This window comes from Okeania sp. (assembly GCF_983059655.1).
Map to the genome: position 1 here is coordinate 1 of NZ_CEZPJD010000171.1, position 12,122 is coordinate 12,122.

Consider the following 12,122-nt stretch of genomic DNA (forward strand, 5'->3'; position numbering starts at 1 on the left):
TCCATGGCTGAATAGGTTTTGGTACTTATTCAGCCGTTTTTATATCTGAATTTCCGTTCTACTAAACTTACCCAAACTTACCCATGAATGATTGCATGAGCTTTGGAGCTAGCTTCCTGCTTTGCGTTCCGCAATGCTGCGCAAACACTGAAGACCACTGACCGCAGTCTGTAACTTATCTTCTCCACAGGCTTCAATTCGCTCTTGACTCAAGCTACTGATACACATAGTTTTTCAGGTTGACAGCAGCATTAAAATCTCTGTCAGTTTCAAAACCGCATTCACTACATTCATAAGTTCTCAAGTGCAATGGCATTTTCTGTTGATGCCCACAATTTGAACATATTTGAGAACTTGGATAATACCTATCCGCTATTACTAATTCACTGCCGTACCATTCACATTTGTATGTAAGTTGACGTTTAAATTCATAAAATCCACAATCAGCAATAGCACTTGCTAATTTGTGATTTTTGAGCATTCCACTGACATTCAAATCCTCAATTACTATGGTGCTGTGGTTTTTAGCTAACCATGAAGTGAGTTTATGTAGTGCATCTGCTCTGATATCAGCTACTTTTTTGTGAACCTTTGCTAGTTTTTTTACTGCTTTGCGTCTGTTTTTGGAACCAATAACTTTTTTGCTGACTGCCCGTTGATGACGAACTAATCGTTTTTTGGTTTGTCTATAGGCTTTGACGTTAGCAAATTTGCTGCCATCAGAACAGGTTGCTAATGTATTTATGCCTATGTCTACACCTATAGTTTCTCCTACTTTTTCTGTTGGATAGGATTCAAAATTATATTTAAAACTGATGTACCAACTATCTGCTTTTTTTGATATGGTGACGTTTTTTACTCTGTAAGAGGGTAAGATTTCGTATGTTTTTACTATTCCTATTCTGGGTAATTGTATGTAGTTTCCTTGGAAAATCTTAATACTTCCTTCTAAGTAAAAGCTGTCTTTTCTACCTTTTTTCTTAAATTTTGGGAATCCACGGCTCGGAATAGTTAGAAAGTTTTTAAATGCCCTTTCTAAATCTCTTAATGCTTGTTGAGGGGCACATTTAGATACCTCATAGTACCAGGGATTAATTGATTTGACTTCGGCTACTAAACGTTTATGCAGGGTGATGGCGCTTGGGCGTTTTTTAGTTTCTTCGTACTCTTTTATGCAAGTTGCTAATCCCCAATTATAAGCATGACGAGCTACTCCTGCGTGTTTGGCAAGTATTGTTTTTTGTTGGTTGTTAAGTTTGAGCTTAGTCTTAAAAGATTTCATGATTATTGTTTTTGTTGGCACTAAGCGCGCAGTTGTGCTGTTTCATATATGGTTAATAAGTTAGACATAAATTTAGTATACCACAGAGTATTTGTCTAATTGTGTTTAACTTTGTCCAATTATTTGAATACTGTTGATAGCCCCCCTAAGAAAAAGCTTGAAATGATCGCCTAGAGGTAGTTAAAGGCAATTTTTTAACTACCCATTACTAGGTACAATAGCTCTGAGGCTTTACCAGTGGAGTGTTCTGAACTATCTTATTTATGTGTATTTGTTATATGACGATAGCTATTCATAAGTCAAAACATATTTTTTCTACCCATATACTGTTCTAAGAGACAGGAAGGCTGAAAGCCCTTATATCAATACTTTTAAGGGAAATCATAGTACATTTGTACGGGGGAAGTTTAATTATATATAGCAATATGATTTGAGTTGTGAGATATTGGAAACTTTTAGGGAACAGGGAACACCGGAGCTGGGAACACCGGAGCTGGGAACAGAGAAGAAGAAAAAACGTATCATCTGAATATAATAATTGCTATATTTTACACTTTTAAGGAACACCTCAATTCTCACAACTCATTCCTGATTGCTATAGCAGGGAACAGGGGATAGTTGGAAAAACATTTTCTAGTCTAAGATTTATCATCTGGAATAGCAATAAGTCTCATACAAAATTGAAATGAAACTGCATATCAGGAAGGCTGAATAGATTTTGGTACTTAGGGTTTGCTGAAAAAGTATGAGTGGTAAGGGTAGGAGCCAGAATCCAGAATCCAGAATTGAGGAGAAATGGGAATTATAGAAGAGGTAGTCAGAAGGATCGTCCCAAGATTGTTCTTTCCAGATTTTGCCCAAAATACGCTCCTTTTTGAGCAATTAGAGCTAAAAACCAGGTACTTTTTCAAGATCATTAAAGGCTAAAATATTTATCTGGAAAGACTTTTAGATTTATTCAGCAAGCTCTACTTATATCATTCAGTCGTTTTTATAGTCGAAATTTTTATCAATATTAAGGCTTACGCAGTAGAACATATTTCCGTCCGAAGCAACCGGCATGGAAACAATCTCAAGCGTTACTTTTTCGTGCCTCGTGCATAGTCCTGAATATGAAATGGAAAGAAAAAGAATAAATAATTATCAATCTTCTCAATAGCATTTTGCGATCGCACTCCCACTTATTAATTACCTACTTCATTTTAATAAGCACCTAAGCAGAGCTAATAACTTGTTATCAATATACATCAAAATTGACTGATAAGCAAAAATCCTGTATTTATTACACATCAAGACTTGTAGCGTTTATGAAAAGATTGCTAATACAGGCGTGAAATCGTGATTTTTCCCTAAAATTTGGTCTTCGATAGCTCATTTGAACTTTTTTTGCCAAAATCAATTTAAATTATAAATAAATTAATCAATTAAATATAATTTAGATTAATGTAAACTAATTTTATAGTCTTATAAATCAGTTATTAGTTATTAGTTATAGCAGAAGAAAGAAGGAAAAGTTTTACTTTCTCTGAGTTTTAAGCTTTTGATCTGTCCTAACCTTTGCTTCGACTACCATATCAGTTATCAGTATTTGTTTATTTTAGGAAGTAGGAAATAGAGAATAAAAAAGAAGAAAAGCAACTACACCTCAGTAACTTGAGAAACGCTATATTAGGAAAAGAAGACCAATTAACTTTAAAAATGTCACAAATAGTTAGCAATTGATGATGTGAAATAAGAACCTAAAATTATTGTGTAATCCAACTTTTAAGCTATTTAAATCTTACTTCTGATTTCTGAATTACGTGAAACTTTATAAGGATTGCCTCAATCACTGGAGTCTCTTAAATTATAGTTTTCAGTTTTATGATTAAGCCAAAGACAACATATTACAGCAGTTTCGGAGTTAGTGAGGTACAAAATTTTAGGACTTTAGGCAACAGCTCCGAAAGGCAACAGAGAATTAATAAACTGTACCTCACTATCCTAAAAAGTGCTGTAATAGCTGATAGCTGACTGCTGAATGCTTCTTAATATAGCAATCAGGAATCAGTTGTGAGAATTGAGATGTTCCTTAAAAGTATAGAATATAGGAACTATTATATTTAGATGATACATTTTTTTCTTCTTCTCTGTTCCCTGTTCCCTAAAAGTTTTCAATATCTCACAACTCAAATCATATTGCTATATTTGTGATAATTTTTATCTAGTGGGAATAATTTTTTTTAATCCCAAAACTTTTCCTACTTCTAAACTGGATAGACAATAATTATAGAATATGAAAAAAGTAAATGTTTTAGGAATTGATGGCGGTGGCACCAAGACAGAAGCCATTTTAATGGATGAAAATTATCAAATTATTGGTAGTAGTAAAAGCGGTCCGTCAAATTATCAAAGTGTGGGAATTGAAATAGCAAAAAATTCGATTCAAACTGCTATTATTCAAGCAGTTACTAATAGTAATAGTCATCAACCAATTTCTGGAATTTGTCTTGGTTTAGCAGGAGTAGGAAGACCGGAAGATATTCGAGTAGTAGAAAATTTAATTCAAGAAATTATTACTAATCTTCCGATAAGATGGGATTTGCAGCCAAATACAATAATTATTTGTAGCGACAGCCCGATCGCTCTGGTTGGTGGTATTGGTCATTCCGTAGGTATTGTTGCTATGGCCGGTACAGGCTCTCAAATATTCGGCCAAAATAGTCAGGGATTAACTAAACGAGTTGGTGGTTGGGGCTATCTGTTGGGAGATGAAGGTAGTGGTTATCATATAGCTATTAGAGGTTTACAGGCAGCTTTGAAAAGTTATGATGGACGTGAATTACCCACAGCTTTAACTAAAGATTTTCAAGCATATCTGGGCCTCAAAAATATTGAGGGTCTAATAGAAGTAGTCTATCGTCGCGGATGGGGTCCAACACAGATAGCAGCACTTTCCCCTATTGTCTCCACAGCCGCAGATAAGGGAGATAAGGTTGCTAAGAAAATTATCAACGATGCTGTAGAGGAGTTAAGCAGAGCTACAAAAATTGTGATATCTACCTTATTTCAGCCTCACGAAAATTTTGAGGTTGTTACTATTGGAAATGTCTGGAAGAGTATGATTAATTTTCGCAGTCAATTTGAAAATTCTATCATAGAGGTTGCTCCTGCTGCAAAAATTATCTTGCCTCGACATCAACCTGCTTATGGTGCAGGAATTTTAGCCTTGAAAGCTATTGCTATGTAGGCAAAAGACCGGGAATCAAAAACTATTGTTATATAAAAATTTTAGTAATTTTCCCTGACCTTAAAAATTTAAATAGGGCTTGCTGATTAAACCTAAAAGTCTTTATAGGTAAAGGCTTTAGCATTTTTAAGTATCAAAAAGTTCGAGGTTTTATAGCGCTGTGCGCAGCTCATTTGGCAGTAGGCAATAGCGGTCAGACCCCGCGCCGCCGCTAGGCGCAAGCGGTCGGACCCCGCGCCGCCGACAGCTCGCTTGCGGAACGCCGACTCCTGTGAGGGAATGCTGACCAACAGAGGCAGTAGGGGGGATAAAAAGCTTATTATATAAAACTTTTAGTTATTGGACAGTTCCTGAAATTTGTAAAGCAAGCCAGCGCACATTGCTATAAGTGGTAATAGTTCAAAAATGAGCGGATTTTGGTCAAGATTTGGGTATAAAAATTAAGGAACAATTTTTACTCCTACCTCCTGTAAATTCCCATTTCTCCTGTCTCCTGACTCCTTTCCACTCAGACTTTTTCAGCAAACCCTAAATAACTAAGGTTGCACTGCTATACCTAATCAGATATTTATCCGAAAATTTCTAGTCTCAAGCTTCCTGCTTTAGATTTGAGGTACTGATAACTGAAATGACACTACTGAAAACTTTCTATTTGGAGAATATTACCTATGTTTAATTCAAAAAAAAGCCGTTTTGGAACTTCTTTACTATTAGCTTTAGGTATGACATTAGCCACAGCAACACCTCTAATTTCAAATCCTGCTATGGCTCAATTTTATCGGCGAAGAACGTTTATTGGGAACCAACAAGAGCAATTTTCTAATAACCAACAAAGGCAATTTCCTAATAACCAACGAAGATCGTTTTCTCTAGCACGAATACCAGCAGGAACACTTATCCCTGTGGAATATGAGGAAGCAGAAAAAATAGTCCTGAGTCCAGATGAATCTATGAGATTAAGGTTAACAGTAGCACAAGATATTCGAGATGCTCAAGGAAGAGTAATTATACCCTTTGGCAGCCTTATAGAAGGTCAACTACAACCTGTTTCAGATGGTACTCAATTTTTTGCCGAGCAGTTAATTATCCGCGGTCGCAGAAGGTTTCGTTTTGACGCTATTTCTCGGGTAGTTACCGATACTGAAAGAATCCGAAAGGGTGCTGATGCTGGAGATATTTTGAAGGGTGCCGCTGTGGGTGGTGCTGCTGCTACTTTACTATCTGGCATTACTGGGGATAAAGTAATTGCGACAGAAAGAGTATTAGCTGGTGCTGGGTTGGGTGCTTTAGCTGGAGTATTATTGGGTCGAGAAAAAGCTGAAGTCGTCGTGATTTATCCAGAGGAAGATTTAGACTTGAGATTACGGTCTGATTTTGCATTGCGTTAATTTACATAAAGAATTAAGATTTACAGCAAAATATTCATCCAAATGGCATGAGTAATAGTTATACTAAATTCAATGTGCATTAGCTTTATGCAACTTGATTGATATCGAGTCCCGATAATTGATCGATCAAAAAGCCGATCTTATCTATACAGAATATATTTACCTATCTATATCTATTTCTCAATAGTAATGCTATGTTTGATTATCATACCGCTACTCTTTACTTCCCATATCTCTAATATGCCTAAGTACAAAGATATAGCAATGTGCGCTGGCTTGCTTTACAAATTGCGGGAGGTGTCCAATAGCTAAAAATCTTATATTACAAGTTTTTTATTCCCATTATTGCCTGTTGCCTGCATGCAGCGCTATACATAGCAAACTTTTTGAGATTTGGTATTAAGTATCCCATCAGGTATGATATTGTATTAGACCTGGATATTAAATCTGGTTGAACAACCTCGCTTCAATTCAGTAGTAAATATCAAGATGCTAAACCCTGAAACGTTTAGTATTGCCAGAAATTCTACCATTCCCTATTATCTAAATTAGAATCTATGTGCAATTAAATAGATTTAATTTGACTGCTAATAACAATTCAAAGCCTATCAGGGTTATTATTAACCTGTTTTGAAAAACAGGTGAGTATTAACTACCATGAAAAACATTATATCTGAGGTACTAAAGTAGATCGTCTAACTGCTCAAAACTGTGAGCTTTTAATTTATTCAGAGCAGATTTAGCTGCAGCTTGTTCCGCAGCTTTAATTGATGGTCCCTTACCCATGCCAAGTTTCTTGCCTTTAAACCAAACTTCTGCAAAGAAACGTCCACGATCGCCATGAATCTTATTAGTTTCCTCAACCTGATAATTTGGCAGTGTTTTATAATGACCTTGAGTCCATTCTTGGAGAGCTGCTTTATAATTTTGTCTGGCTGGATCGCTGCGAATTTCTGTAATCAAGACTTCAAAGTGAGAGTCTAACCAAGGGCGAATTAATTCTAAACTATTGGTGCTTAAATAAAGAGCAGCTAAAACAGCTTCAAAAGAATCTGCTATTCGTGATTCTTCTCCAGCTCGATCTCCTGCTGCACTTTTAGATACCAGTAAATAACGACTCCACCCATATTTATTTGCAATTTGTGCGAGAGAGCGATCGCTCACCAAAATCGAACGAATGGCGGCAAATTCTCCTACTGGATAATTTGAATATTTTTCAAATAGTAACTCTGCTGCAACCAGTCGAACTACTGCATCTCCTACAAATTCTAACTGTTCATAGTTATTTGTTGAGGAAACTGTAGAATGGGTTAAAGCCAAATCTAGTAAATTCCATTTAATAGCTGCTTGCTGAGGTATGGATAATTTTTCTACTAGAGATTTAAGTTGCTTTTGGCGAGGATGATATATTTGAGTCATTGTATTGGATGGTTTTGGTATCTCCCAGTTTATTTGTTTACTTTTAGGGTTAAGGAATAGTAAAAAATAGATTATCCAATTTTTGGACTCTCCCTATTCCCTACTTCCTGCTTTACTAATTTTAGTGCAATGAAATATTTGTTACTATTAGATTTATACCAAATTAATATGAAGCTGCATAGAATAATACATCGATCGAGGTATACTGTAGATCGAGATAGACAAGTTAATAAATTTCATAATTCTGTGCCACTTCACACAAGGTTGATATATAGTAGTTTAACTTAAAGATGAGACGTTTTTTCGTCTGAAACTCCCTCATAGCAAGAAAGCTTTGTCTCAATCTAAAGTTAAATGACTATATAGCAATGTGCGCTGGCATATTTACATACTACACATCAAGGACTAAAGTAGTATTTTAGTTGCTGTATGATATCATGTTCGTTTAAATACTTACACTTTGGAGAAAGGAAGGCAGAGGGCAGAAGGGAAAGAGAGGTTCAAAGAGTAATGGTTTTTTATAACTGATTATCCGAACATGATATGACCTATATTTTTCATAAATTACGCGATCGGGTCTTCGTCAAAAAAAAATTGAAGGATGGTTGTTCAAGTATTGACAATTTACAACTTACAGTTTACAAATTATGATATTTATATATGAAAATAAAAAGTAACACTTTTCCTTATTTTAAGCATTTAACCAATTCTCGAACTCCCTACTTAATAACAAAAGAATCTAAAAAAGCTTTAGCCTCTGGAAAATCTAAATTTCCATCTTCAGCAACTACTTGTAAGCTATATAATTTTGGTCCGCTAGGATCGATAAATATTCTTAAGAGTAATCTTAAATCTGGTTTTACTTTTGACTGTAAAATTATTTCTCTACCTGGAAATTCTTGATAGCTAATCTTCTTTTCACTAATTATTATCGAATTAGAATTAATTGCTGCTCCATCTCGCGCTCCATTTAAACCTTTTTCAACATTATATTGACTAGAATCAACTGGATATTTGATGCTAGAAACAGAAAAAAATCGTTGTTTTTCTGGGTATTGATAGAAAACTAATAAGGCATTAAGTTTTCCCAAAGAAGTATCAGCAGATAAATTTTCTTCTTCTGGTTGACCAGGAAAAAAAACTGTATAAGAATTATCTTTAGCTGTATATTTATACCAGCTATTAGCAAGATAAAGAGTATTAGTATCTGTCAATTCTGATAGATGTTTTAATGGTGGATATATAGCTGCTATTGCATTCAAGTTTGATGTAAAAGATAGAATTGTAACTATACTATAAATTATCACAATTAAGGATGATTTCATAATATTAAGCTTAACTGTTTTAAAGCATTTTATCCGAACATGATATTATTCATGAGTAAACCGGACATGATATTACTTATACCATTTCACGGAAGTTAAAAGTCAGGCATCGAGTGCGTAATTCTGAGGCCCCCTACGGGGCGTATAAAGTGCGGAAGTAATTCCGCACACAGCCCCTCCAGAATGTAAGACGCACTCAAGTCACTCAAAAGTCAAGAGTAAGATTTTATAGACTCGAAACTTTGATACCACAGTAATTTCAGAAAATTATTTCAGATATGGGGTTTGAAACTATTTGTGATATCTGAAAAGTGAATTGGTATTACTATAGTTTTACATTAACTTTAGCTTGAATTTCTCTCAACTTCTCCTCTACTTCACCACTACTTAATAAACTTTCCGCCTTAGATAAACCTTCGTGAATACTAGAGCAAACCCCACAACGCCATAAATAAAAACCTCCATTCCAAATAACTGCTGACATTAATTTACTTACTTTACCTTGCAAAACTTCTTGCATTTGCCCTACTAACTCCGTAGTTGAGTCTAATGATACCTCCTTTCCTCCACAACCATAGTCACTCGGATGCAACAAGAGACGTTCAAATGTGGTAGAGTTTCCAGATGGCATCAATACTCCAATAATAGCTGTCCGGTCGCGAGGCAAGTCGCAACTTCCTTCTAATCCTTTAACCGTTGTATAATTTTTTACGCCTCGTAACTCCAATGCTCCTTGAAACATACCTTCTGTAGGAGGATGAACATATCCAGCGGCCAGATGAACTTTTCCTGCAAAAGGGACCCAAATTAATTCCATTGTTGCTAGAGGCGGTCGTTTACCAATATCTCGACGATATTCAACTAAAGCATCTGCCTGGGGAAAATGTGTCGGTAGATAAACAAAGCCTAAACCAGTCTGTTCAAATACTTGTTGCACCTGTGCCAGCGATAGTTTCCCCCATTCAACACCTAACCCTTGCCAAATATCAATAAAAGGTACTCCTTCTTTTGTCGGCATCCGCGCTCCACCATGCATCACAACAAACACCCCTGCTGTTGCCAAAATTAAAGCTGTAAGTGGGGTGACAGGTGCAGTACGCGATCGCCCATCATAAGGACAACCTAATACTGTTACTACATCCATCGATAGTTGGCTTTGCAGTTTTGGCCCCAATTCGTAATAACTATCTAACATTCCTGCCAATTCATCTCCAGTCGGGCGTTTAATGCGATGAGCAATTAAAAAAGCGCCGATCTGGACTGGTTTTGCTTCTTTCAACAACATCATCCGCATTGCTGCTGCTGCCTCTTGGCGGGTTAAATTTTTCCCTGTATGGGGTCCACTACCAATGTTTCTGATTAATTCTCGAAAGCGATCGCTCATTTAATTTATCTCTCTGGTTAATTAGCTATTTATTTTTTGATTCTTAAGGGTTGGTGATTTGAGGTATGATATCACGTCCGGATAAGAGCGCAATAGAAATCTGTTCCTCTTAGACATTAAGTATAGTTGTGCGCCAGCAATCAAAAAAATTTCTCCTTCTATTCCTCTTTTTTCTTCTTTTTTTCCTCCTGAGGAGGTCTTCCTGAGTACTCAGTAATTAAAATTAATATCATACACTAAATTCAGCAGCGCCAATTCCTGTTGAGTGAGTTTAATACTCCACTGTCACCCGTAATGTCAATACTAACTAACGTTAACATTTAGATCATGTCCGGTTGAATAGTTATACTTTGGAGGAGGGAATGCGCACCAAGAAAGGCAGAAGGGAAAGAAAAGTTCAAAAGGAGAAGGTTTTTTTATAACTGATTATCCGGACATGATATTAAACCCCAAATCTAGCATTCTCCTAACTGCTGACTCCTGGCTACTGACTTCTTCAATGTTGTGGTTTGATTAACTTGCTTTGGAATTAATTCCTTTACTAGCTCCCAGAAATATTTAATCGGGGGAATTTCTATTCGATCGCTAGTTGTTACCACTACCACCTCACGACTCCAAACAGAATCTTTTATTGATGACACCTTAGAAGTAGTCGGAGTTACTCCTATTTTTTTGATGGCAAGGGTGGAGTCAAGATTTGTATCTATTAAAGCTGAATGAGGTAACAGAGCAATTAAATTTCCTTGTCGTACTACTCCTCGGAAGGCATCAAGAGTATTTAATTCTAATACTGCATTGAGTTTTGCCCCTAGTCGCTCGAATTGCTCTTTAACTAATCTTTGCATTCCATAGCCATCTTTGAAGACTACTTGAGGATAGCGAATAAGTTCACTCCAGGGTATTTGTTCGTATTTTGCGAGGGGATGGTTAGCTGCCATTAATACTTCTATCCGTTCAGTGTAGAGAACATCTACTACCATTTCTGGACTGGTAGTGAATAAGCGGTTATTCATTACTATTGCTATATCTACTAAACCATCTTTGAGAACTTTGATCGTGCGATCGCTTCCTAGAGCAGTTACCCGCAATTTTACTTCTGGATAGTGGCGAGAAAATCTTTGCAAAACTGGGGGGAGGTAAGCAGCACAAACAGAGTGAATAGCTGCAACACAAAGTTCTGCTTGTTTTCCGGCAAGCATTTCTGTTATTTCTTGGGTAGCATTTTCCCAAGCTTGGCAAATTTTTTTAGCGTAAGGCCATAAACATTCTCCTGCTAGAGTGAGTTTGGCTTGGCTGCTACGGTGAAATAGGGGAGTACCCACTTGATTTTCTAGAGCTTGTACTTGTCGGCTAACTGTTGATTGAGTGACGTTACATATTCGCGCTGCTTGTTGAAAGCTACCCGTTTCTGCAACACAAAGAAATGCTTGCAACTGCTCTAAGCGCATAGAGTTTTGATTCAACTAATATTTACGAATTTACTACTATAGCAGATTGACTTTTTTGATTCGGTAGACTACGATACAGCTTCTCAAAATGAATTGGAACAGATAAAGCCAGAGGTACTGTTTACGAAGTCAGAAGTCAGAAGTTAACCCACCCCTAACCCCTCCGGTGGAGGGGAAGTAGGGGATTTGAGCAAGGCTCCAAAAATATTTCGCCTTAAAAGGAGGGGTATTGGAGTAGGGAGTAGGGTTTAAAGGCATAAGATATTTTGAATTAATGCCGATAATCTTTACAAACATTACTGAATCATTATTACTACTTAATAACTGAAGTCGCATCGGAAGTCTAGCATTATTTTTGGGAATTGGTATTATAGCGCTTTTCACATGGTATAGACTACAGTTAGTATGGGTAAGCCAAAAGCATTTTTCTACTCCCTACTCCCTACTCCCTGCTCTAAGTGCCAAAAATAATTTTGTGGTCTACTCAAATGAAAAGCGCTGTAAATTACAGCCTTTTTCAGCATTTTTTCCTTGAGTTAAATTAAATTGTTATCAACAAATTTTGATAGGTTTGCATGAGCTTGTTCAACACATAGGGATCTGTATTTGCATGGTCGAAGGTAATACTTAATGGAACAGTCTGTCGT

The 12,122-nt window shown here is 36.4% G+C and carries 7 protein-coding genes; 2 read left to right on the forward strand and 5 right to left on the reverse strand.

Features of this window, described 5'->3' with window-relative positions; genetic code table 11:
* Positions 1–214: 214 nt before the first annotated feature.
* Positions 215–1,282, reverse strand: coding sequence for an RNA-guided endonuclease InsQ/TnpB family protein (locus AC3DU7_RS11940; protein WP_488039568.1), 1,068 nt, complete (start codon positions 1,280–1,282; stop codon positions 215–217).
* A gap of 2,275 nt (positions 1,283–3,557) precedes the next feature.
* Here AC3DU7_RS11940 and AC3DU7_RS11945 point away from each other — a divergent pair.
* Positions 3,558–4,511: an N-acetylglucosamine kinase gene (locus AC3DU7_RS11945; protein WP_488039569.1), complete on the forward strand. Its 954-nt coding sequence runs from the start codon at positions 3,558–3,560 to the stop codon at positions 4,509–4,511.
* Positions 4,512–5,179: 668 nt separating this feature from the next.
* Positions 5,180–5,899, forward strand: a complete 720-nt coding sequence (locus tag AC3DU7_RS11950; protein WP_488039570.1) for a hypothetical protein — start codon at positions 5,180–5,182, stop codon at positions 5,897–5,899.
* Between the two features lie 681 nt (positions 5,900–6,580).
* Here AC3DU7_RS11950 and rnc read toward each other — a convergent pair.
* The 4 genes from rnc to AC3DU7_RS11970 all read right to left on the reverse strand — a co-directional run bounded on the left by rnc (position 6,581) and on the right by AC3DU7_RS11970 (position 11,475).
* Positions 6,581–7,318 (reverse strand): ribonuclease III, encoded by a 738-nt coding sequence (gene rnc / locus AC3DU7_RS11955; RefSeq protein WP_488039571.1) that lies wholly within the window; start codon positions 7,316–7,318, stop codon positions 6,581–6,583.
* 719 nt (positions 7,319–8,037) lie between these two features.
* Complete coding sequence (locus tag AC3DU7_RS11960; protein WP_488039572.1) at positions 8,038–8,643, reverse strand: hypothetical protein; 606 nt, start codon at positions 8,641–8,643, stop codon at positions 8,038–8,040.
* A gap of 325 nt (positions 8,644–8,968) precedes the next feature.
* Entirely contained in the window at positions 8,969–10,027 is a 1,059-nt protein-coding gene (locus tag AC3DU7_RS11965; RefSeq protein WP_488039573.1) for an anthranilate phosphoribosyltransferase family protein, read from the reverse strand.
* A 455-nt stretch (positions 10,028–10,482) separates the two neighbouring features.
* The gene (locus tag AC3DU7_RS11970) at positions 10,483–11,475 is read right to left on the reverse strand and encodes a LysR family transcriptional regulator (RefSeq protein WP_488039574.1); all 993 of its coding nucleotides are present in this window, start codon (positions 11,473–11,475) and stop codon (positions 10,483–10,485) included.
* Positions 11,476–12,122: the final 647 nt, after the last annotated feature.

Excerpts from the sequence above, each read along its gene's own strand:
- AC3DU7_RS11945 (WP_488039569.1), top strand. The coding sequence starts at position 3,558 with ATGAAAAAAGTAAATGTTTTAGGAATTGATGGCGGTGGCACCAAGACA.
- rnc (WP_488039571.1), bottom strand. The coding sequence starts at position 7,318 with ATGACTCAAATATATCATCCTCGCCAAAAGCAACTTAAATCTCTAGTA.
- AC3DU7_RS11950 (WP_488039570.1), top strand. The coding sequence starts at position 5,180 with ATGTTTAATTCAAAAAAAAGCCGTTTTGGAACTTCTTTACTATTAGCT.
- AC3DU7_RS11960 (WP_488039572.1), bottom strand. The coding sequence starts at position 8,643 with ATGAAATCATCCTTAATTGTGATAATTTATAGTATAGTTACAATTCTA.
- AC3DU7_RS11970 (WP_488039574.1), bottom strand. The coding sequence starts at position 11,475 with ATGCGCTTAGAGCAGTTGCAAGCATTTCTTTGTGTTGCAGAAACGGGT.
- AC3DU7_RS11940 (WP_488039568.1), bottom strand. The coding sequence starts at position 1,282 with ATGAAATCTTTTAAGACTAAGCTCAAACTTAACAACCAACAAAAAACA.
- AC3DU7_RS11965 (WP_488039573.1), bottom strand. The coding sequence starts at position 10,027 with ATGAGCGATCGCTTTCGAGAATTAATCAGAAACATTGGTAGTGGACCC.